Origin of the sequence: Flavisericum labens, assembly GCF_045446075.1 — a bacterium.
Taxonomy (GTDB): domain Bacteria; phylum Bacteroidota; class Bacteroidia; order Flavobacteriales; family Flavobacteriaceae; genus Flavisericum; species Flavisericum labens.
Map to the genome: position 1 here is coordinate 1 of NZ_JBJJBQ010000014.1, position 22,623 is coordinate 22,623.

General features: G+C 36.3%; 22 protein-coding genes. 11 read left to right on the forward strand and 11 right to left on the reverse strand.

The annotated features are described in order from the left end of the window. Positions 1 to 204 precede the first annotated feature (204 nt). On the forward strand, positions 205 to 945 hold the full coding sequence (locus tag ACIEHO_RS15555; protein ID WP_406973409.1) for an NYN domain-containing protein: 741 nt from the start codon (positions 205 to 207) through the stop codon (positions 943 to 945). A 31-nt stretch (positions 946 to 976) separates the two neighbouring features. On the opposite strand, the gene ACIEHO_RS15560 is transcribed toward ACIEHO_RS15555, so the two are convergent. The 8 genes from ACIEHO_RS15560 to ACIEHO_RS15595 form a co-directional block, all read right to left on the reverse strand. Beyond that, on the reverse strand, positions 977 to 1,960 hold the full coding sequence (locus ACIEHO_RS15560; RefSeq protein ID WP_406973411.1) for a Gfo/Idh/MocA family protein: 984 nt from the start codon (positions 1,958 to 1,960) through the stop codon (positions 977 to 979). A gap of 65 nt (positions 1,961 to 2,025) precedes the next feature. Then, on the reverse strand, positions 2,026 to 2,745 hold the full coding sequence (locus ACIEHO_RS15565) for a YebC/PmpR family DNA-binding transcriptional regulator (protein ID WP_406973413.1): 720 nt from the start codon (positions 2,743 to 2,745) through the stop codon (positions 2,026 to 2,028). An 83-nt stretch (positions 2,746 to 2,828) separates the two neighbouring features. Further along, positions 2,829 to 3,125: a 4a-hydroxytetrahydrobiopterin dehydratase gene (locus tag ACIEHO_RS15570; protein ID WP_406973415.1), complete on the reverse strand. Its 297-nt coding sequence runs from the start codon at positions 3,123 to 3,125 to the stop codon at positions 2,829 to 2,831. A gap of 43 nt (positions 3,126 to 3,168) precedes the next feature. Further along, positions 3,169 to 4,008 carry a sugar nucleotide-binding protein gene (locus ACIEHO_RS15575; protein WP_406973417.1) on the reverse strand — a complete coding sequence of 280 codons (840 nt, stop codon included), beginning with the start codon at positions 4,006 to 4,008 and terminating at the stop codon, positions 3,169 to 3,171. Between the two features lie 24 nt (positions 4,009 to 4,032). Next, positions 4,033 to 5,115: a glycine cleavage system aminomethyltransferase GcvT gene (gcvT, locus tag ACIEHO_RS15580; protein WP_406973419.1), complete on the reverse strand. Its 1,083-nt coding sequence runs from the start codon at positions 5,113 to 5,115 to the stop codon at positions 4,033 to 4,035. Between the two features lie 172 nt (positions 5,116 to 5,287). Further along, positions 5,288 to 5,986, reverse strand: a complete 699-nt coding sequence (locus tag ACIEHO_RS15585) for an RluA family pseudouridine synthase (RefSeq protein ID WP_406973421.1) — start codon at positions 5,984 to 5,986, stop codon at positions 5,288 to 5,290. 224 nt (positions 5,987 to 6,210) lie between these two features. Further along, the gene (gene panB, locus ACIEHO_RS15590; RefSeq protein WP_406973423.1) at positions 6,211 to 7,029 is read right to left on the reverse strand and encodes a 3-methyl-2-oxobutanoate hydroxymethyltransferase; all 819 of its coding nucleotides are present in this window, start codon (positions 7,027 to 7,029) and stop codon (positions 6,211 to 6,213) included. A gap of 35 nt (positions 7,030 to 7,064) precedes the next feature. Then, positions 7,065 to 8,411, reverse strand: coding sequence for a rhamnogalacturonidase (locus tag ACIEHO_RS15595; protein ID WP_406973425.1), 1,347 nt, complete (start codon positions 8,409 to 8,411; stop codon positions 7,065 to 7,067). Between the two features lie 125 nt (positions 8,412 to 8,536). Here ACIEHO_RS15595 and ACIEHO_RS15600 point away from each other — a divergent pair, with 125 nt between their 5' ends. The 6 genes from ACIEHO_RS15600 to ACIEHO_RS15625 all read left to right on the forward strand — a co-directional run bounded on the left by ACIEHO_RS15600 (position 8,537) and on the right by ACIEHO_RS15625 (position 15,133). Beyond that, on the forward strand, positions 8,537 to 8,995 hold the full coding sequence (locus ACIEHO_RS15600; RefSeq protein ID WP_406973427.1) for a nuclear transport factor 2 family protein: 459 nt from the start codon (positions 8,537 to 8,539) through the stop codon (positions 8,993 to 8,995). Positions 8,996 to 9,118: 123 nt separating this feature from the next. Beyond that, positions 9,119 to 11,029, forward strand: a complete 1,911-nt coding sequence (gene dnaK, locus ACIEHO_RS15605; protein ID WP_406973429.1) for a molecular chaperone DnaK — start codon at positions 9,119 to 9,121, stop codon at positions 11,027 to 11,029. A 107-nt stretch (positions 11,030 to 11,136) separates the two neighbouring features. Then, the gene (locus ACIEHO_RS15610; protein ID WP_406973431.1) at positions 11,137 to 11,655 is read left to right on the forward strand and encodes a hypothetical protein; all 519 of its coding nucleotides are present in this window, start codon (positions 11,137 to 11,139) and stop codon (positions 11,653 to 11,655) included. An 88-nt stretch (positions 11,656 to 11,743) separates the two neighbouring features. Beyond that, positions 11,744 to 12,973 (forward strand): class I SAM-dependent rRNA methyltransferase, encoded by a 1,230-nt coding sequence (locus ACIEHO_RS15615; protein WP_406973433.1) that lies wholly within the window; start codon positions 11,744 to 11,746, stop codon positions 12,971 to 12,973. A gap of 59 nt (positions 12,974 to 13,032) precedes the next feature. Then, positions 13,033 to 13,983: an NAD(P)H-dependent flavin oxidoreductase gene (locus ACIEHO_RS15620; RefSeq protein ID WP_406973435.1), complete on the forward strand. Its 951-nt coding sequence runs from the start codon at positions 13,033 to 13,035 to the stop codon at positions 13,981 to 13,983. 145 nt (positions 13,984 to 14,128) lie between these two features. Next, positions 14,129 to 15,133: a fasciclin domain-containing protein gene (locus tag ACIEHO_RS15625; RefSeq protein WP_406973437.1), complete on the forward strand. Its 1,005-nt coding sequence runs from the start codon at positions 14,129 to 14,131 to the stop codon at positions 15,131 to 15,133. Positions 15,134 to 15,233: 100 nt separating this feature from the next. Here the strand turns inward: ACIEHO_RS15625 and ACIEHO_RS15630 are convergent, their stop codons facing one another. Continuing rightward, a complete protein-coding gene (locus ACIEHO_RS15630; protein WP_406973439.1) occupies positions 15,234 to 15,359 on the reverse strand; it encodes a hypothetical protein in 126 nt (41 codons plus the stop codon). Between the two features lie 55 nt (positions 15,360 to 15,414). Here ACIEHO_RS15630 and ACIEHO_RS15635 point away from each other — a divergent pair, with 55 nt between their 5' ends. Both ACIEHO_RS15635 and ACIEHO_RS15640 read left to right on the forward strand, forming a co-directional pair. After that, positions 15,415 to 16,401, forward strand: coding sequence for an aldo/keto reductase (locus ACIEHO_RS15635; RefSeq protein WP_406973441.1), 987 nt, complete (start codon positions 15,415 to 15,417; stop codon positions 16,399 to 16,401). An 18-nt stretch (positions 16,402 to 16,419) separates the two neighbouring features. Further along, on the forward strand, positions 16,420 to 18,075 hold the full coding sequence (locus ACIEHO_RS15640) for a DUF5060 domain-containing protein (protein WP_406973443.1): 1,656 nt from the start codon (positions 16,420 to 16,422) through the stop codon (positions 18,073 to 18,075). Between the two features lie 84 nt (positions 18,076 to 18,159). Here the strand turns inward: ACIEHO_RS15640 and ACIEHO_RS15645 are convergent, their stop codons facing one another. After that, on the reverse strand, positions 18,160 to 18,873 hold the full coding sequence (locus ACIEHO_RS15645; protein WP_406973445.1) for a hypothetical protein: 714 nt from the start codon (positions 18,871 to 18,873) through the stop codon (positions 18,160 to 18,162). A 486-nt stretch (positions 18,874 to 19,359) separates the two neighbouring features. Beyond that, entirely contained in the window at positions 19,360 to 19,740 is a 381-nt protein-coding gene (locus tag ACIEHO_RS15650; RefSeq protein WP_406973447.1) for a LysM peptidoglycan-binding domain-containing protein, read from the reverse strand. A gap of 320 nt (positions 19,741 to 20,060) precedes the next feature. On the opposite strand from ACIEHO_RS15650, the gene rpsA reads away from it, so the two are divergent. Together rpsA and pyrR are read left to right on the forward strand one after the other, a co-directional pair. Continuing rightward, entirely contained in the window at positions 20,061 to 21,905 is a 1,845-nt protein-coding gene (gene rpsA / locus ACIEHO_RS15655) for a 30S ribosomal protein S1 (RefSeq protein WP_406973449.1), read from the forward strand. 175 nt (positions 21,906 to 22,080) lie between these two features. Then, positions 22,081 to 22,620 carry a bifunctional pyr operon transcriptional regulator/uracil phosphoribosyltransferase PyrR gene (pyrR, locus tag ACIEHO_RS15660; protein ID WP_406973451.1) on the forward strand — a complete coding sequence of 180 codons (540 nt, stop codon included), beginning with the start codon at positions 22,081 to 22,083 and terminating at the stop codon, positions 22,618 to 22,620. Positions 22,621 to 22,623 lie beyond the last annotated feature (3 nt).

Here is a 22,623-nt window from a genome sequence, read left to right on the forward strand (position 1 = left end):
TTTGATATACCCATCGTTTTCTGGTAATTCCATTACACTAAGGTTTTAGTGTATCGCTATTTCAGGACGGGACAATTAACTTAAAAAAACAAAGGCTACTTTTCATGAAGTAGCTTTTTTTTTATCATATAGCCAATTGTTTAAAAAGTAATTTAAAATTGGGCATTTTAGTACTGGTCATTATATTTCTGTATATTTAGCCATATGATAAAAGACATTAAAATAGCCGTATTAATTGATGGTGATAACATTCCTGCAAAGTATATTTCAGAAATGATGGAGGAAATTACAAAATACGGTACACCTACAATAAAAAGAATTTATGGTGATTGGACCAAACCACACCTTTCTAAATGGAAAAAGGTACTTCTTGAAAATGCCATAACACCTATTCAGCAATATGGTTATACTACGGGGAAAAATGCAACAGACTCAGCAATGATTATTGATGCCATGGATATTTTGTATTCCGAAAAAGTTAATGGGTTTTGTTTGGTATCGTCCGATAGCGATTTTACTAAATTAGCTACACGTTTGCGTGAAGCGGCTATGGTAGTTTATGGTATGGGCGAGAAAAAAACGCCTGATCCCTTTATTGTGGCATGCGATAAGTTTATTTACTTGGAAATTCTTGGAGGTGATGATAACGATCGAGATGAAAAAGGAAAACCTAAACAAAAATCGAATTTATATAACATTACGCCAAAAGTAATCAGATTGCTTAAAAATTCAGTTGATGATGCGGCAGATGATGATGGCTGGGCTTTTCTTGGCGATGTTGGGACACTCATAATAAAGAAACAGCCCAATTTTGATTCGCGTAATTTTGGGTTTCAAAAGTTAACACCACTTTTTAAATCGCTTCCGCAATTTGAGTTGGAGGAGAGAAATCAGGCCAACGCCCGTTTTAAATTAATTTATGTTAGAAATAAACAATCAAAGTAATATTTCGATTGTCAAAATCAACTATGATTCTTTAAATATTCCCAAGAATTTTATCCATAACCCAACTTGTACGAAGCGCTGTTTCTCCTGTAGAAGGGTGGTCGTTTCTGTCAAAAATTAAATCATCACGCATTTTTTCAACATGATATTTTTGAATGTGCTTCGGATTTTCAATAAACAGTTTTTCGTTTTTCGAATCACTGATTAAAATAATTGGATTTTCATGGAATACCGAAAATTCTATGGTGCCTTTGCTGCCGTAAATAATAGTTTGATCTAAATGGTCGTTACAACCAAAATTCCAAATACCAGACCCCGTAATCCCCGATTCATGCAGCCATGATGCCGTTACGGCATCTTTTGCAGAATATAAACGTTGCTGGTTCAAGCTAAAGCCTTTAGCGTCTTTAAAGTCACCTAAAAAGAATGCAAACAAATCTAAACTGTGGCTAGCCAAATCATCGAAATAGCCTGCCGGGGCAGTATTTACATCGGTTCGCCAATTGTATTCTTTCGATAAATCTGTTACGCTAGCTGGTTTAGTTAAGTGCGAACTAATGTGCCTAACCTCGCCAATAAAACCGCTATCCAGCCATTCCTTAACCTTTAAAAATCGCGGAAGCGACCGACGGTAATAGGCCACAAACAACGGAATATTTTTATTCTTAAATGCTTGATGGATTTCTAAACTTTCGGTATAGCTTGGTGTTAAGGGTTTTTCAATACAGCACGGTTTTCCAGCGGCAGCAACTTTTAAAGCATATATTTTATGTGTATCTGGTGGTGTGGCAATATATACCGCATCAATAGATTCATCATTAATCAAATTATCTGCATCAGTATAAGTCTTTTCTATATTATGGCGCGTGGCGTAATCCTGCAACTTCTCTCTATCTCTTCGCATGACGGCCGATAACTTAAAACCATCGGTTAATTGATAAGGAGGGCCACTTTTTACTTCAGTTACATCTCCGCAACCAATAATTCCCCAATTTATAGTTTTTTTGACTTCCAAAGGTTCGTTTTATTTAACTGATTAGAAAAAAGAGCGCTGTTTTAGCACCCTATAAAAATATAAATTTACTCTGTTGTTTCTTCCATGGTGTGATATACGTTTTGTACGTCATCATCTTCTTCTAATTTCTCTAAGAGTTTTTCAACATCTTCAGCCTGCTCGGGTGTAAGTGTTTTGGTAACTTGTGGAATGCGCTCAAAACCAGAAGACAATATTTCAATGCCTCTATTTTCCAATTCGGCTTGAATCGCACCAAAACTCTCAAAAGGCGCATAAATTAAAATACCATCATCATCTGCAAATACTTCTTCGGCACCATAATCTATAAATTCCAATTCAATTTCTTCCGGGTCTAAGCCTTCTGCGTCTATTCTAAAATTGCAGGTGTGGTCGAACATAAAAACTACAGAACCAGAAGTTCCCAAACTACCATCACATTTATTAAAATAACTACGTACGTTGGCTACGGTACGAGTATTGTTATCAGTAGCTGTTTCTACCAAAACAGCAACGCCGTGTGGTGCATAACCTTCAAAAATAACCTCTTTATAATCGCCTTGATTTTTATCGCTGGCACGCTTAATGGCACGTTCTATATTGTCTTTAGGCATGTTTACAGCTTTTGCGTTCTGTATAACTGCCCTTAAACGTGCGTTGGTATCAGCATCTGGTCCGCCTTCCTTTACTGCCATTACAATATCCTTTCCAATACGTGTAAAGGCTTTGCTCATGGCCGCCCAGCGTTTCATTTTTCTTGCTTTTCTAAACTCAAAAGCTCTTCCCATAGTAAGAATGTTTATTCTTCTGTTACTAAAAACAGAGGTTATTATTGTTTCGCAAATTTAAAAATATGCCAACCAAAAACAAACTATTCTTCTTCTTCGGGTTCTACAATATTTTCAATGGCTTCAGCTAGTTTAAAATCTTTATTTGTGACACCGCCTGCATCATGGGTTGATAACGATATGGTCAACGTATTGTAAACATTGCTCCAATTAGGGTGGTGGTTTAAAGCCTCACACTCAAAGGCAATTCGACTCATGGCGCTGAAACAATCCTTAAAGTTACCGAATTCGAATACGGCATGAATCGCATCATCAAAATATTCCCAATCTGGAAATCGAAGCAGTTTTTTTTCTATGTCTTGTTCTGAAAGTTTGCTCATAATATATGTGTTTTTCTAAAAATAGTGATTTAACTACTGAAAATCAACTTAATTTTAAATCGGTTAGGATATCTTGACTCAATAGCTGAAGATGTTTAGGAAGTTTGTTCGTTTTTGGGAGAACAGCCAGGTAACGGTCATCATTGGTTGTGTAAACGCGTTTAAAAATAGGTTGATTTTTTAAATCGAGGTTTTCAATAATTTCTTTTATAAAATCGTCGTGATGCACCAAATCGGTACTTCCCAAGTGAAAAACGCCCCATTTATTTCGGTTGATAATGTAGTGTATTTGTTGCGTGACTTTCGAGTCGGTCGTTACATTAATAATTAAATTTGGAAATATTTCAATAGGTTCTTTATCCTTAGTTTTTTGAATTATTTCTTGTACACGTGGCGATTGTGAACCAAATACCATGGGTAAACGTAAAATGCCAATCTGCTTTTTAGGAAGACGTAATAGCATATTTTCAATTTTAATTTTGAAATGTCCATAAATGCTGTTGCTATACGTTTTTTCTTCTTCGTAGCTCGGGTATTTGGTGTAAGCATCAAACACGTTGGCAGATGATAAGAATAACAATCTCACCTTATTAGCAAACACATATTCAACAAGGTGTTGGTGCACTAAAACTTGTTTTGAAAAATCACCGCGTAAGGCAGAAATAATGATGGTAGGTCTTACCAAATCTAAGATTTCGTAAACGTCATCCTCTTCAATGTTATATTGAAAAAAATGCTTGTTTTTTTCAAGTGCCTTGCTACTGATATTATAAGTGCCATAGGTGTTGAAGTAAGAGCAGAGTTCTTTGTAAATAGCTCCTCCTAAAAACCCACTGGCACCAAGTATTAAAATTCTATGTTTGCTTTTTTCTCTTCTACGCATTTGCACTCGCAATTAGAATATCTGCTACACTTTGTAAAACGGTAATTTCACAACGGTTGCTGGAACCACTTTCTTGCGAATTTGAATATTTATTTTACTTCCAACATCAGCGAAAACAGCAGGAACATAACCTAATCCAATGCCTTTACCCAATGAAGGTGACATGGTACCAGAGGTGACATGGCCGATTTTTTTTTCGTTACTATCAATAATATCGTAACCATGACGCGGAATACCACGCTCGTTTAATTCAAAAGCTATGAGTTTACGTTCTGGCCCACGTTCTTTTTCAGCTCTAAAAGCTTCAGAATTTGTAAATTCTTTAGTAAATTTTGTTATCCAGCCCAAACCGGCCTCGATAGGCGAGGTAGTATCGTCAATATCGTTACCGTAAAGGCAGTACCCCATTTCTAAGCGCAAGGTATCGCGAGCTGCCAAACCAATGGGCTTTATACCAAAGTCTTTTCCAGCTTCAAAAACTTTGTCCCAAATTTGTTTTACTTCACTGTTTTTGCAATAAATTTCAAAACCGCCACTGCCTGTATAACCTGTAGCTGAAATGATAACGTGCTCAATACCTGCGAAATCTCCAACAATGAAATTATAAAATTTGATATTTGATAAGTCCTGACTAGTTAAACTCTGCATGGCTTCAACAGCTTTTGGACCTTGAATGGCAAGCAGTGAATAATCGTCACTTAAGTTTCGTATTTCTGCGTCGAAGTCATTTTTTGATTGTATCCAGTTCCAGTCTTTTTCAATGTTACTGGCATTTACAACCAATAAATAGGTGTTTTCTTTTACTCTGTAAACAATTAAATCGTCAACAATACCTCCATTATCATTTGGTAAACAACTATATTGCGCTTTTCCAATGGTTAGTTTCGAGGCATCATTACTGGTTACTTTTTGTATTAATTCTAAAGCGGTTTCGCCTTCAATTAAAAACTCGCCCATGTGCGACACATCAAAAACGCCCACAGCATGTCGAACCGTTTCGTGCTCTGCATTAACGCCTTCGTATTGAACAGGCATATTAAATCCTGAATAGGGAACCATTTTTGCGCCAAGCGCTTCGTGTGTTTGGGTTAAGGCTGTATTTTTCATGATTGCTGATTCAAAAATTGAATAGCAAATGTATCGAAATTTTATAGATTAGGATTTTACAAAAAGTTAAATTGCGGATATTTCTGCTTAGAAATTCTCTAAATTAAAAATATATTATTCATCAACAGATTAACATCTTTCGCTCATTATTCTTTTTTATAATTATGGATAATTAGTAAGAACATGCTTTCCAAATGGCATCATCTGGCAGAGGTGCAGAAACAATAACGGGCTCTTGTTTTACAGGGTGAATAAATTCAATATGTTTGGCATGTAAATGAATGCTGGCATCCTTATTGCTTCGGTCGAACCCATATTTTAAATCTCCTTTGATGGGGCAGCCAATATTTGAAAGCTGTGAGCGTATTTGGTGGTGCCTGCCTGTTTCTAAATTTACTTCCAATAAAAAATAATTATCCAGTTTTTTTATCAATTCGTAGTGTAGAATCGCTTTTTTGCTGCCATCTACTTCTTTTGAATGTGCGTAGGATTTATTGTTTTTTGGATTCTTTTTCAACCAATGGATTAGCGTATCGTTCGTTTTAGGAGTTTGGTTTTTTACGACCGCCCAATAGGTTTTTTTTATGTCTTTTGAAAGGAATAATTTGTTTAGCCTTGGAAGCACCTTACTGGTTTTAGCGAAAATGACCAATCCTGTTGTTGGACGATCTAACCGATGTACCGTTCCTAAATAGACATTGCCAGGTTTGTTGTATTTATCTTTAATGTACGCTTTAACCACATCACTTAAGGGTGTGTCGCCTGTCTTGTCACCTTGAACAATATCTCCAGCGCGTTTGTTTACAATAATAATATGGTTGTCTTCGTAAAGAACCTGAAGATTAGATTTGCCAGACAATACTTTAGCCATGTTAGATTTGTTTGATTTCTAAATAGAAATTGAGCTTTTCAGCTTCTTAAAGTGGATTTAAATTTTGAGGTCATTTTAATAATTTCTTCTAACTCATTCAAAGTACTATCGAATTCACTTTGCGTAATAAATATTAGAACAAAACAACCGACTTCTTTTCCAAATTTCTAATTCTTTAAAATTATGCATAAACCTATCCTTCTAACATATCTAACTAGTCTATTTTAATACTGTTCACTTTCATTGGGAAAATCCTTGGTTTTTACATCATCAACATATTGTGAAATGGCGTTGGTCATGTCGTCGTATAAATCTAAATAACGCCGTAAGAACCTGGGGTTGAATTCATGTGTCATCCCAAGCATATCATGCAATACCAATACTTGGCCATCAACATCGTTTCCAGCACCAATACCTATAATTGGAATCTTAACGCTTTCGGCAACTTTTTTGGCTAAAGCAGCAGGTATTTTTTCCAGAACAACAGCAAAACATCCTATTTTTTCCAACATTTTAGCATCATCGATTAAACGTTTTGCTTCCTCTTCTTCTTTAGCACGAACGGTGTATGTTCCAAATTTATAAATCGATTGTGGTGTTAAACCCAAATGTCCCATTACAGGAATACCCGCATTTAAAATACGTTTAATGGAGTCTTTAATTTCTTTGCCGCCTTCAAGTTTTACAGAATGGGCACCACTTTCTTTCATAATTCTAATAGCAGAACGTAACGCTTCTTTGGGGTCACTTTGGTAACTTCCAAAAGGTAGATCGACAACAACTAAACAACGGTCTATCGCACGAATAACAGAAGACGCATGATAAATCATTTGGTCCAATGTAATGGGCAATGTTGTTTCATGCCCAGCCATAACATTACTGGCCGAATCACCTACTAAAATAACATCAATGCCAGCGCCATCAACTATTTTCGCCATGGTGTAATCGTATGCGGTAAGCATGGATATTTTTTCACCATTGGCCTTCATATCGACCAAGGTTTTTACGGTTACGCGCCTGTACTCTTTATTTGCTGTAGACATATTTTAATTTTCTTGTTTGTTTAAAAAAGTAGGAGTTACTCAATTAATTTACCATTAACTTTTACGTTGTTAAAGGTAAGATTTTCAATTATAGATTTGTCGTAAGTACCATCTTCAGCTTCAACGGTTATGTTTTCAAATGTAAAATTGGTTAATTTGTCATATTCCGTAATTTTCATGTCATAGAAAATATCGCATTTTAAATCGATATTTCTCATGGTAATATGGTCTGAATAGGATAGAGGCACATCTTCACGACCTTTTAGATCGAAAAACTGAGTCCAAGGTTTGATATAAATAAAACTATGAGCTTGTCCAGTTATGTTTTCAACTGTTATATATTCGTAATGTTGAGGCGTGTCGGGTCGCATTTTTAGCCACAGCAAGCGTTTAGCTTCGTTTACTTTACAATTACGCATCAAAATGTTCTTATTATGTAACGATTCACTTCCGTTGGTTAATGCAGAGTGACAGAAACCAAACTCACAATCTTCAATAATTATATTGGTATTTTCACCATTGCTGGCATTTTTAAGCGACCATGGCCCTTTTCCTCCTTTAAGAGCAATAGCATCGTCATTAACGGCCATGTAACAATCCTTTACCAACACATTTGAGCATACATCAATATCAATAGCGTCTGTGCTTGGTGCTTTAATAGGCTCATGCGGCGATGTGATGCGTAAACCGAGAATTTTTACATTATTGCATTGGTAATAGTGGCTAGACCAAAACCCAGAGTTACGTAAATGCACATCTTGTAATTGTACATCGTTGCTTTTCCAGATAAAAACTAGGCGTGGTCGAGATACCTCCAAATTGGTACACTTTGGGTTTTCTTTTCGTCTTTGCCAAAAAGCTTTCCAGTAATTTAACCCATTGCCATCAATAACACCATTTCCCGTAATGGTAAAACCATCAACTGCTTTTGCATTTACTAAAGCTGAAAAATATTCTATGCTTTGCCCTTCAATCCTAGAAGGCAAAAACGGGTAGTCATCAATATTATCAGACCCTTTTAGAACACCACCCTCAGTAACGTGCAAATGTGTATTTGGTTTAAAAAATAAAGCCCCACTTAAAAATGTACCTTTTGGAATGACCACAACGCCGCCGCCGTTTCGGTAAGCTTCATCAATAACATTTTGAATAGCTTCCGTTTGTACCACGGTACTATCGGTACTAACTCCAAAATCAGTAATGGCATAAAATTTACCCAAATCTTTTGGGTTTATTTTTGAATCATCTAAAAACCAATCAGGAATTTCGGTACCGTCCGGAAAGGTATTGTTACTTGAAACGGTTTTATCATTCTTAGTTTCAGATTTTTGTTGACAGGATAAAAATAGTGTTACCGTTAGTAGTAATAAGAAGTTCTTCATTATAATGTTTTGTTTAGTTTTAGGTTGACCGTAAAAATACTAAATTAAGGAGATACTGTTAAACTTTTCTTTAAAGGCATTTTATATTACTGGGCATCAGTTATTTTAGTTTAAAACTTTTAGATATGGCACGTGCAATATTTTACTTAACACTTTTACTTACATCTACAATTTTTGGACAAACTGAAGAAGAAACGGAAGTAAAATTAGCTGTCGATACGTTTTTTGAAGGGTTTCATGAAGGTGATACCACATTAATGAAATCTGTAATGATGGATAAAGTTTTATTACAAACGGCTTATAAAAATAAAGAAGGCAAAGATATTTTAGTGACGGATGAACCTGAAAAGCTTATTAATGCCATTGCCAATAGGCCCGCAGACCAAAAATGGGATGAACGTTTATTGGATTACAGCATTCAGGTAGATGGCAATATGGCAAATGCTTGGACACCTTATGAATTTTGGTTTAATGGTATGTTTAGCCACTGTGGCGTCAATTCCTTTCAACTTTTTAAAGATGGCGACCAATGGAAAATTATTTATTTAATTGACACACGGCGCCGTTCTACCTGTGGTATATAAGAAAGGATTACATATTTGACATCGAAATGCTGACACTGTGTCAGCATTTTTTTGTTGGCATAATGATTGACTTATACAAACCGAAATTAAAAATGAACATTCAACACAATTAATAAAAATATTATGAGTAAAATTATTGGAATCGATTTAGGAACAACCAACTCTTGCGTTTCGGTAATGGAGGGTAACGAACCTGTTGTAATCCCAAATGCTGAAGGTAAACGTACCACACCATCGGTAATTGCGTTTGTTGAAGGCGGCGAAATTAAAGTAGGTGACCCTGCGAAACGACAAGCAGTGACAAACCCAACAAAAACGGTTTATTCTATAAAACGTTTTATGGGTAATAAATATTCTGAGTCTAAAAAAGAAGCAGAACGTGTACCATATAAAGTTGTAAAAGGAGATAACGATACACCTCGTGTAGATATCGAAGGTCGTTTATATACACCTCAAGAATTATCGGCTATGATTCTTCAAAAAATGAAGAAAACAGCTGAAGATTATTTAGGAGCTGATGTAACTCGTGCCGTAATTACTGTACCTGCTTATTTTAACGACAGTCAGCGTCAGGCTACAAAAGAAGCCGGAGAAATTGCTGGTTTAAAAGTAGAACGTATTATTAACGAGCCTACTGCAGCGGCATTGGCTTACGGATTGGATAAAAAAGGTAAAGACCAAAAAATAGTAGTATTCGATTTTGGTGGTGGTACGCATGATGTATCTATCCTTGAATTGGGAGACGGTGTGTTTGAAGTGCTTTCAACAGATGGCGATACCCACTTAGGTGGTGACGATGTAGATGAAAAAATCATCAATTGGTTGGCAGATGAGTTTAACGCTGAAGAAAGCATGGACTTAAGAAAAGATCCTATGTCGCTTCAACGTTTAAAAGAAGCTGCCGAAAAAGCAAAGATTGAGTTATCATCTTCATCTCAAACCGAAATCAACTTACCATATATCACAGCAACTGCTAGCGGACCAAAACACTTGGTACGTACGTTAACACGTTCTAAATTTGAACAATTAATCGACGATTTAGTAAAACGTACTATCGAGCCATGTACATCGGCTCTAAAAGCAGCCGGTTTAAGCAAAAGTGATATTGATGAAATTATTTTGGTAGGTGGTTCAACACGTATCCCTGCGGTACAGGCAGCCGTTGAGAAATTCTTTGGAAAAGCGCCAAGTAAAGGTGTAAACCCAGATGAAGTTGTATCGTTAGGAGCTGGAATCCAAGGTGGTGTTTTAACAGGAGATGTAAAAGACGTTCTTTTATTGGACGTAACACCATTATCACTTGGTATAGAAACTATGGGTAATGTATTTACAAAACTTATTGAAGCCAATACCACGATTCCAACTAAGAAATCACAGGTATTCTCGACAGCGGCCGATAATCAGCCTTCTGTAGAAATCCACGTGTTACAAGGTGAAAGAGCCATGGCTGCTGATAATAAAACTATTGGACGTTTCCACTTAGATGGTATTCCACCAGCAAGACGTGGTACGCCGCAAATTGAAGTAACTTTTGATATTGATGCCAATGGTATCATTAAAGTATCTGCCGAAGATAAAGCAACTGGGAAGAAACAAGATATCAGAATCGAAGCGTCTTCTGGTTTAACAGAGGAAGAAATTGAAAAAATGAAAGCTGACGCTGAAGCTAATGCTGAAGCAGATAAAGCTGCTGCTGAAACTGCTCAAAAATTGAATGAAGCAGATTCTATGATTTTCCAAACGGAAAAACAACTAGAAGAGTTTGGTGATAAATTATCTGACGATAAGAAAAAACCAATCGAAGAAGCTTTAGAAGAATTGAAAAAAGCTTACGAAACTAAAGATTTGGCACAAATAGAGCCAGCTTTAGAAAAGATAAACGAAGCTTGGAAAGTAGCTAGCGAAGAAATGTACAAAGCACAAGCTGAAGCACAACAAGCTGAAGGTGGAGCACAACCAGGACCAGATGCTAGTCAAAATGGACAAACAGAAGGAAGTGATGTTGAGGATGTAGATTTTGAAGAAGTGAAGTAAAAAGCTTATCTATAATTATTATAAAAAACGCAAACATTTTAATGTTTGCGTTTTTTTGTGCTTATTTTCTTCTACTTTAGTTTAATGAAAATTAACAAATCTATACCATGAAAAAATTAAGTACTTTATTTATTGCACTCGTTTTAGTGTTAACTTCTTGTTCAAACGATGATACTCCCAGAGATGCCTCTGGAGATATTTTAGGGGTTTGGCATGGAAAATCGGTAAATTATAGCGGAACTTCTACAACAACCTTTGAAGGAGAATCCTTTAAAATCGATTATGTTGGCGAAGGTTATGATGTTGATTTTACTTTAACATTTACAGACAACCCTAATATTGTGGCTTCAGAAGGTTCTTATGGCGTTAAACTCACCATATCAGCATTGGGTCAAAGCCAAATAGAAAATGTCCCTGATAATTCTTTTGCATCAAGTGCTAATTGGACTAAAAATGGTAATGAGTTAACTATACTGGAGAGTGAAAGTACAGAAAGTGTTACCTATCAAATAATTGAATTGACAGGAAATAGCTTGATTATTGTTGCAGACGAAATTCAAGACATTACTCAAACTATTGGAGAAAGTTTTACCAATATAGAAATGAGAATTGAACTTACTAGATAGATCTATTTTTTAGATTTAAGAGAAACGCAATCAAATTATGGTTGTGTTTTTTGTTTATAAAACGTTTACTTTTACCGAAATAATTGTAATGTCTTTTTCATCTAAAATAATATCCAATTACCAACCCAAACGCTTAGCAGTTAAGTTAAATACCAAGGGAGAACAGTTTGTAAAACAAGGTCACCCATGGGTGTTTTCAAATAGTATAACTAAAATTAATGACGAGGCTAGATCGGGCGATTTGGTTATCATTTTTAGTAAAAATAAGAACCGGGTTATAGGTTTGGGCCTATATGATGCGCAGTCACCCATCCGAATTAAAATGCTTCATAGTGGTACAGCGAAAGTGGAAATAAATGGCGTGTTTTTCCAGAAGAAAATAGAAGAGGCATATGCTAAGCGTACAAAACTTCTAAAGACTAATACTAACAGTTACCGTCTGTTATTTGGCGAAAACGATGGATTTCCGGGGCTAATAGTCGATGTTTACTCATCAGTTTTGGTCGTTAAGATATATTCAGAAATTTGGTTACCATATTTAGAAAGTATTATTTCTAGTCTACAGCAAATAACCGAAGTAAAAACGGTTGTAATTCGATTAAGCCGAAGTTTAGAAAACTCAAAATCCCATCAACTTAAAAATGGAGAAGTGGTTTATGGTAGGCTTGAGAATGAAGTTGTACAGTTTGTAGAACATGGCGTAAACTTTTCTGCAAATGTGATAAAAGGTCATAAAACGGGCTATTTTTTAGATCATCGTGCCAACAGAAAACAAGTGGGCGAGTGGAGCAAGAATAAAACGGTTTTAGATGTATTTAGCTATGCCGGAGGATTTTCGGTACATGCTCTAGCTAATGAAGCAAGTGAAGTAACTAGTTTGGACATTAGCAAACAGGCTCTAGAAATAGCCGTTCAAAATGGAAAGTTAAATAACTATTTGGGTAAACATAAAACCATTGCTGGTGATGCCTTTGAAGAAATGAAGAAGCTGATTAAAGCGAAGATGACGTTTGATGTGGTGGTAATCGACCCCCCAAGTTTTGCGAAACAAGCTTCAGAAATTGAGTTGGCTAAAAAGAAATATGCGCAGCTTGCTGAACTAGGAGAAAAACTAACAGGCAGAAATGGATTATTAGTTTTGGCTTCATGTTCATCAAGGGTTGTCGCTCAAGCATTTTTTGATATTAACAACCAAGAACTTTTAAGGTCAAGTCGTAAATTTGAATTAGTTTTAAAAACTGGTCATGACGTAGATCACCCCATTGGGTTTCCAGAAGGGGCATATTTAAAGTGTGGCTACTATCGTTTTGTAGACTGAGAAGGCTAGTTGTTATGCATGCATAATAATTTATTATATTTGCTCAAATCTATTGTTCAATGTCCGTAACTAAACTCACCAAATTATTAAACATAAAACACCCAATTATACAGGCCCCTATGTTTCTAGTTTCGAATGTAGCCATGGTAAAAGAAGCTATGTTATGTGGTATTGCTGGTTGTATTCCTGCCTTGAATTACAGAACGCTCGATGAATTGCGTTTGGCAGCTAGAGAACTCAAAGCCGCTAAAACTTCAAACGGTTCGTTTGGTTTCAACTTAATCGTCAACAAATCGAACGTAAAATACAAAGACCAATTGGATGTAATTTGTGAAGAAGGTTGCGATTTTATCATTACATCTTTAGGAAGTCCAGAAGAAACCATAAAACGAGCGCATAAAGTGGGTATAAAAGTATTCTGTGATGTTACCGATTTAACCTATGCCAAAAAAGTTGAAGCTTTAGGTGCTGATGCAGTAATAGCCGTAAATAATGAAGCGGGAGGCCACCGAGGTGGATTATCACCCGAAGATTTGATAAAAGAATTGACCGCAAATTGTAGTATACCAATTATTTCAGCTGGTGGTGTAGGGTGTAAGGCCGATATGGATAGAATGTTGCAATATGGTGCCGATGGGGTTTCCGTGGGCAGTCCGTTTATTGCATCAGAAGAAGCCAACGTTACCAATGAATACAAACAAGCATGCGTAGATTATGGCGCCGATGATATCGTTATGACCGAACGTATTTCTGGCACACCTTGCACTGTAATAAATACACCTTACGTACAAAAAATAGGAACTAAAGCTACCTGGTTAGAATCTATTTTGAATAAGAATAAAAAACTTAAAAAATGGGTGAAGATGATTCGGTTTTCAATAGGGATGAATGCCACAAAAAAAGCGGCGACCAAAGCAACTTATAAAACGGTTTGGGTTGCTGGACCAAGTATTGAACATACCAATCGCATACTTCCTACAAAATCAATTATAAATCGCTTGGTTGAATAATATCTAGTTTTCTTTTCTTATAAAAATAGTTTTTCATGGCCATTATTATACGTTTTGTCTTTTTGTTTAAATAAATGTTGTAAAAGTTAAACAGTATTATTATGTTTAATAAAAATAAATAATAGTTAAACAAAAAGCTTTTAAAATGAGAACCAGCACCAATTATCCGAAACCCCAAATTTCTACCCATTTATTTTCCATGTTCCTTATTTTTGTTTTTTTAATTTTAACATTTTCCTGTAGTACAGAAGAAGTTGTGCCGTTAGATGATACTTCGCATGCTCCTTCAATTGTTGAAGTTCTAAAAAATTATGGGACATCAACAACTACTATTGCCTCAAAATCAGGCGACAAAAAAGGAAAGAAGCCAACGTTCAAAACTTTAAGTGTTGCTTTGGCTAAAACTAAACTAGCTGGAACCGTATCATCCAATCAATTGACGGTTTTCGCACCCACAGACGCCGCATTTGCTAAATATGGACTGAATCAACAAAATATAAGTTCATTTCCCGGCATAATAGATATTTTGTTATATCATGCTGTGGCAGGAAAAGTTTTTAGTACGGATTTATCTAATGGATTTGTACCAACCTTAAACGGCGCAGCTGTTGAGGTTAGCTTAGATTCTGGAGTGATGATAAACACCTCCGAGGTTGTATTAGCTAATATAGAAGCCCGTAATGGCGTGATTCATGCCATTGACGATATTTTATTCCCACCAACTCAAAATTTAGTTGAATTGGCTAGTAGTTTAGCTCCTGAGTTTTCAGTATTGTTAACAGCGGCGACCAAAGCAAACTTAGCGGGTGTGTTAATGGGTGATGGCCCTTACGAACAACTAACTGTTTTTGCGCCAACAAATCAAGCTTTTATTGACTTTTTAAACGTTTCAAATGTTGAAGAGGCTACAGAAGTGGTTAATAGTTTGTCTGCTGATGTTTTAGCACCTATTTTGTTATACCATGTTGTTGAAGGACGCGTTTATTCTAGTGATTTATCTAGTGGTGCTGTAACTACTCTTAACGGAGATTTTGTTTTAGACTTAGAAAATTTAACTATAAATGATAATACGATGCTTGTACCAAGTTTATTAAATGTTCAAGCAACAAATGGCGTTATTCATGTCATTAATGCCGTTTTAACACCATAAATCATCAGATTGGTTTAATAGCGGAAAAGCGTGGATGGTAAATTCCTAAATTTATTGTTCATGCTTTTTTCTTGTTTTTTGTGGCCATATTAATCACACCCTAGGTAGCACCTGAAACTATTGCCCCTGGCACCAAATTTAATTGGTCGTCTGTAGAAATAAATTGAACACTACAAAAGTTTGCGCCAATAAATAATAGAAATAAAAGGTTAATAACTCTTTCCATGTTTTTATATTTAGCACCTGAATAACTAAAACTAAGGTGAAAAAATAATATATAAATGAAACATAGAAAATTAGGAAAACAAGGATTTCAAGTCAGTGAAGTAGGACTGGGTTGTTGGCAGTTGGGTGCCGATTGGGGTAAAGACATTTCAAAAGATAGCGCTTTTAACATATTAAACGAAGCTGTAAAAAATGGCATTACGTTTTTTGATACGGCCGATGTGTATGGTGACGGAAAAAGTGAATCCCTAATTGGTGAGTTTATCAAGACTTGCAATAAACCTATTCGTGTAGCGACTAAATTTGGGCGTGCGGCAAATGCTTTTCCGGATAAATATAGTAAAGATGTTTTAAGGAAAACGATTGAAGGTTCTTTAGATAGATTGCAAGTTGATTCGCTTGATTTATTGCAACTACACTGTATTCCAACACAATATTTAAAAGATGGTGAAATATTTGATTGGCTGCGCGAATTACAACAAGAAGGATTAATTAAGCACTTTGGATCCAGTGTAGAAACTGTTGAAGAAGGGTTAATTTGTATGGAACAGGAAGGTTTATTGTCTTTACAAGTGATATTTAATATCTTCCGACAAAAATTGGTAACCGAGTTATTCCCGAAAGCGGAAGAAAAAGGCGTTGGCATTATTGTGCGTTTACCTTTGGCCAGTGGGCTGTTAACTGGAAAATTTGATGCACAAACTACCTTTCCGGAAGATGACCATAGAAATTACAACAAAGACGGTGAAGCCTTTAATGTTGGAGAAACTTTTGCCGGTCTCCCTTTTGAAAAAGGCTTGCAATTTGTTGACACGATAAAGAGCGATATTTTACCAAATAATTTAAGCATGGTTCAATTGGCGTTACGCTGGATATTAGACCACAAGGCCGTTAGCACCATTATCCCAGGGGCGAGTTCGCCAAACCAAGTTATTGGCAACGCTTTGGTGTCCGATATTGAAGAACTGTCTTTAAATGTTCATGATAGATTGAAAGGATTATACGCTTCCGAAATTCATAAACACATCCGCGGAGGGTATTAGGAAAAAATCTTTAAAAGCATGAAATTTAATCTATTTTACTTCTTCTGTGTGTTTTTGTTCCTAGTGCATTGCAATCAGTCAGAGCCACTAATTTCTGTTGGAAAATATAATACGTTTGAAACCGAAATTGAAAACAACACGGCATACAATAACAAGTTTATCGATGTTGAGCTTACTGCAGAATTTATTTCACCTTCCGGAAAAACTACAACATTTTATGGGTTTTTTGACGGCGATGGAAGCGGAGGAGGCGATTCCATTTCTGGCAATATTTGGAAAATACGCTTTATGCCTAACGAGTTGGGCGAGTGGACCTATTCTTGGAACTGGAGTGACGGCACAAAAGGAGACCAAGGTGCTTTTATCTGTAGTGAAGCTAATGCCAGAAAAGGGATTTTAGGAGCTTATGAGGAAAACCCCAGATGGTTTGCATATAATGGTACAGAACCTGTTTGGCTAAAATCATATTATGAAAGTGGCCATAGCTCAATAGCACAACCTTTTGATTGGATTAAGGACAATGTTTATCAACCGATATTAGACCGCGGTTATAATCATTTACAGGTTAATTGGCTGTTGTCGTTATGTTGTTTTGAGCAGTATTATCATGACGGACCACAACCCTCTATTCAAAATTTAACATTATATGAAGAAGGAAAAGCATCAAGTACTATGCGGTTAGATGTATGGCAAATGATGGAAACCCACGTACAATGGTTAAACCAAAAAGATGTGGGCTTACATATGTTTTTAGGGTTTGACGGCAGCAAAAATGATGGACCAAAATGGACCAGCTTAAGCGATACCGAAAAAGATTTCTATGTGCGCTACGTGGTATCGCGTCTGGCGCCTTATGCCAATATCGCTGGATGGGGCTACGTTTGGGAAGTGCCAGGCGACAGGAAAGCAGAGGAACTGGGCTGGGCACAACTGGTTAAGAAATATGATGTTTTTAACCACTTACGAACGTATGAAGATGAGCACCCAGCAAAGAATGAATACCACCGCGATGCCTATAATTTTGCAGCTATAGAAAACCATTCCATAGTTTCTGAAGACCGCGATGTCGACCGTCCATTTTGGAAAGAGCCTTGGACGCACCATGATGCGTGTTTAGCAGGTTATGTAGAAGGCAAACCCGTTTACATGATTGAGGGCAATGCCCTTTGGCGACGCTTTTGGCAAAAACGAACCCATGCTACCTTGGACGATTTACGCCAGTCGGCTTGGGCTTGTGTCACCGCTGGAGCTTATTTTAACTGGTGTGGGCATGCCGGTGAGGAAAGTTTGGTAGCCTTTGGTGAAGAAGGTTTACCATTCTATGGAGACGAAAACCCGTATGCAGCATCTGCCTATCAACTAGATATTTTGAGCGAAATCATGACCGAGCAAATAGAGTTTTTCAAAATGCAACCTTCAGATGGCTTATTGATGAACCACGATTCAAAAAAAGTATGGTGCTTGGCTGAAAAAGGTCAGCAGTATCTAGTGTTTTCATCAAATGGAGAATCATTCAGTTTAAGTTTAGAAGCTCATGATTATAACAATATCATTTGGATAGATACTAAAACTGGTAAAAGTCTAACACTTGAAAATATCGCTTTAAAATATGACGAACCAAGAATCTTTGTTCCGCCGAGTATCGAGACGGATTGGGTTTTGGTAGTTAAGTAACGTCCGTTCCATTTATTATGTGTTGTTTTAAACAAGAACCGGTATTGGTGTAATTATGAGATATGTCTTCGCCATGACAAACACTTAACGATTCACAAACCGACTGTCCCATATCGCCGAATTAAAATTCTTGCCGCGGCTTACCCCAAAGAGAATAAGGCAGAACCCAATCACCTTAAACCAAAAGAAGCATAAAAAGATAAACTGGGTGGTCTTATAATCGGGATGGAAATAACTTTCAGGAAAGCTCAAGGCCAATAGAAACGCCGCTAAAACCGTACTGATAATAATAGTATCCAGGTTTCTAAACGGATACATGAGCCATTTACGCCAAACACTTAAATCGTTACCCCACTTATGTATTAAATAGTAGTATCCATTCCCAATGGGCGCAAATAGTAAGGGGTCGTCGTAATTTTCCAGCCTATATAGTTTACTGGGTGCCATCATTTTAAAACCACCTAATTTGCAATGGTGGTCTTTTTCCAGTTGCTTAATGATGCTAATGGCTTGGTGGGGTATAGCGCCTTTAAACAATTCGCTATCTAAAAACCGTAAACGGTAGATGATGCATATTTTTTTGATATCGTCGATATGGAAAATCCTATGGGGTTCCAGCAAATCAATTTGAAAGGCATTGGTTTCTGTGGGTGTGCTTTGACCAGCCAAAGCATTCTCTATGTGGTTTTCGTGTTCCGCATCCTCAGCCAAAACACGCTGCACCTGCTGTAAAATATCAGTTTCCGTGGTATGTTTATCTCGCTGTTTTAATAATTGCTGTTGTATATTTACTGGCATCACGTAAAAGAGTTTTCCCTTAAATTTAATAAATATTGGGTTGTTTTCTAAATTGTTGAAAACTCTATATTAACTTTTATAAGAAAATACATCTTTTTTAGTCGTAGAATTCTAACTTCGCTTATCAACTGATAAAATGAATTGGAATTGCTTTTTATCTTTACGTTGGCTAGAATAGCCTAGAACCCATGAAAATAGCTGTTTTAAAAACCGGACTATTCAAGTTTTATTAGCTAATTTTAGGTGTTTCCATAAAGAGTGGCTTTTCAGTTAGGAAAAAAAGTGAATTTCTAAAAAGCCTAAAGCGCCATCATTTTGGGGCACGAAGCAATCTCATGATAACAACTTGAATTGAAAAGATTCCTTCACAAGCCTGTCTTGATACGGGCTTAAGTCGATAGATTCAGAATGACGTCTTTTAATATTGCCAAATAAAAAAGCGAAACCCAATGAAGAGTTTCGCTTTGTATTGAAATTTATGCTTTCTTATAAATTCGGAATAATCAACTCTTGGTCTGGGTAAATAAGGTCTGGATTCTTTAAAATATCAGAATTGGCCTTGAAAATATCCTGATACTTTGCAGGATTACCATAATACTGTTTGGCAATTTTACCTAAAGTTTCGCCACTTTTTACGGTGTGCCTGGCATAAACTGAGGTGTCGGCTACTTTAATATCGGCCATGATATCGCTAGGGCTTTCGCCTCCTACTTCCTTAATTTTATCCCAAAGCAGGTTTTTTTCATATTGGTTTTTTGCGGTACCCCAAACCTTTAGTTTTCCGTTGTCTTCTTCAACTTTTCCGTCTGCAATGTTAAGTTTTTCGCCTAAATCCAATACGTCTTGATATTTTGCTTTTACTGTCATAGTTATTAATTTTTATTTTTTTACTAGATAAATATAAGAAAAACCAACCCTAAAAAACACTTTCCAATCACATATTTATTTTATAAGAACCTGGTGGTTTAAAATTATTTATTCAGATTGGGTTAATTAATTGAAAATATGTATTTTTGCACTCCTTTTAGCGAAATCGGAAAGATAAAAGGAATGGTTTAAAAACAAATTTATAACACTTCTGTGTGTTAAACGCTTAATTCTTCCGAAGCATACAGAATACAAATCGTAATGTAATTACCTTCCTGCAAAGACAGGAATTTGTAAAAACATTCAAGTAATTAGCATAAATGGCTGAAAACGAAAAACAAGCTGAAGTTGAAGCAACTGAGGCAACTGAAGTAAAAACGGCTGAAGCTCCAGTAGTATCTGAAGCACAAGCAAATCCTGAAAAATTCTTAAAAGAGTTTAACTGGCACAACTACCAAGAAGGTATTGATGAGGTTGACGACAAACAATTACAAGAATTTGAAAAATTAGTAGCAGAGAACTTTGTTGACACTTTGGATGACGAAGTGGTAACTGGTGAAGTAGTACACATTACAGATCGCGATGCCATTATCGACATCAATGCAAAATCTGAAGGTGTTATTTCTTTAAACGAGTTTCGCTACAATCCAGATTTAAAAGTAGGCGATAAGGTAGAAGTATTAATTGATGTACGCGAAGATGCTACAGGTCAATTGGTATTATCTCACAGAAAAGCGCGTGTAATCAAAGCTTGGGATCGTGTAAACAAAGCACACGAAACTGGCGAAATCGTAAACGGTTTTGTAAAATGCAGAACTAAAGGAGGTATGATTGTAGATGTTTTTGGAATTGAAGCATTCTTACCAGGTTCTCAAATTGATGTTAAGCCAATTAGAGATTACGATCAGTACGTAAACAAAACTATGGAATTCAAGGTGGTGAAAATCAACCACGAGTTCAAAAACGTAGTTGTTTCGCACAAAGCACTTATCGAAGCCGATATAGAAGAACAAAAGAAAGAAATTATTGGTCAATTAGAAAAAGGTCAAGTACTAGAAGGTGTTGTTAAAAACATTACGTCTTACGGTGTATTTATCGATCTTGGTGGCGTTGACGGATTGGTACATATTACAGATCTTTCTTGGTCTAGAATTAACCACCCGAACGAAATTGTTGAATTAGACCAAAAACTTAACGTGGTAATCCTTGATTTTGATGAAGATAAATCAAGAATCCAATTAGGTTTAAAACAATTGAGCAAACACCCATGGGAAGCACTTGCTGATGAGGTGAAAGTTGGTGACAAAGTAAAAGGTAAAGTGGTTGTAATTGCGGATTACGGTGCATTTATCGAGGTTGCTGATGGAGTTGAAGGATTAATTCACGTTTCTGAAATGTCTTGGTCAACACACTTACGTTCTGCTCAAGATTTCGTTTCTGTTGGAGACGAAGTTGAAGCGGTTATCTTAACTTTAGATAGAGAAGATCGTAAAATGTCTCTTGGTATTAAGCAATTAACGCCAGATCCATGGACTGATATTACGGCTAAATACCCTGTTGCTTCTAAGCACACTGGAATTGTACGTAACTTTACAAACTTTGGTGTTTTTGTTGAATTAGAAGAAGGTATTGACGGATTGATTTACATTTCTGATTTATCTTGGACTAAGAAAATCAAGCACCCATCTGAGTTCTGTAACGTAGGCGATAAGTTAGATGTAGTTGTTCTTGAGTTGGATGTAGAAGGACGTAAACTAAGTTTAGGTCACAAGCAAACTACTGAAAATCCTTGGGATAAATATGAAACTGAGTTCGCTTTAAATACAACTCATGAAGCTGAAATTTCGGAGATCGTTGATAAAGGTGCTACAGTAGAGTTTAACGAAGATATCGTTGCTTTTGTACCATCACGTCACTTAGAAAAAGAAGATGGTAACAAACTTAAAAAAGGAGAGAAAGCTGAGTTTAAAGTGATTGAATTCAATAAAGAATTTAAGCGCGTTGTAGCTTCTCATACTGCTGTCTTTAGAGAAGAAGAAGCTAAGATTGTAAAACAAGCTGCTAGAAAGGCGGAAGCTGCTGCTGCAGAAGCAAAACCAACTTTAGGTGATGCTAACGACGCTTTGCAAGCACTTAAAGATAAAATGGACGGAAAGAAGAAATAATTTTCCTGAATTTATAATCTCAAAAGCCCCGCATTTCTGCGGGGCTTTTTTTGTTCTATATTATAAATGCGGAGCCAATCAACTTAGCTAAAAGTTAAAATAAAGTTTAGTGGTTATGGTTTCAACTTCTATTTTTTTGCATTACCTTTGTCTTCCAGATACGTTTGGATTAAATATGAGTCAAAAAGTTTTACTTAACGCAAAAGAGGTAAACATCATTCTTCACCGTTTGGCTTGTCAACTTATTGAAAAACACAACGACTTTTCTAACACAGTTTTAATAGGATTGCAGCCTCGTGGCGTGTTTTTAGCAGATAGGTTGGCCAAAATATTAAAAGAAGATTACAAAGTAAAAAATGTGCAGTTAGGTTATTTGGACATCACCTTTTTTAGAGACGACTTTAGAAGGGGAGAAAAAATCCTTGAGGCCAACAAGACAAAAATCAACTTTTTGGTAGAAGACAAAAACATTGTTTTTATTGACGATGTGTTATATACCGGCCGAAGCATCAGGGCAGCTTTAACAGCTATTCAATCTTTCGGAAGACCCAACGAAATTGAGCTATTAACACTCATAGACCGACGTTTTAGCAGGCATTTACCCATACAGCCCAATTATAAAGGACGCCAGGTAGATGTAATTAATGAAGAAAAAGTAAAAGTAAACTGGGAAGAACATGACAATGAAGACTCGGTTTACTTAATAGAAAAATAATAA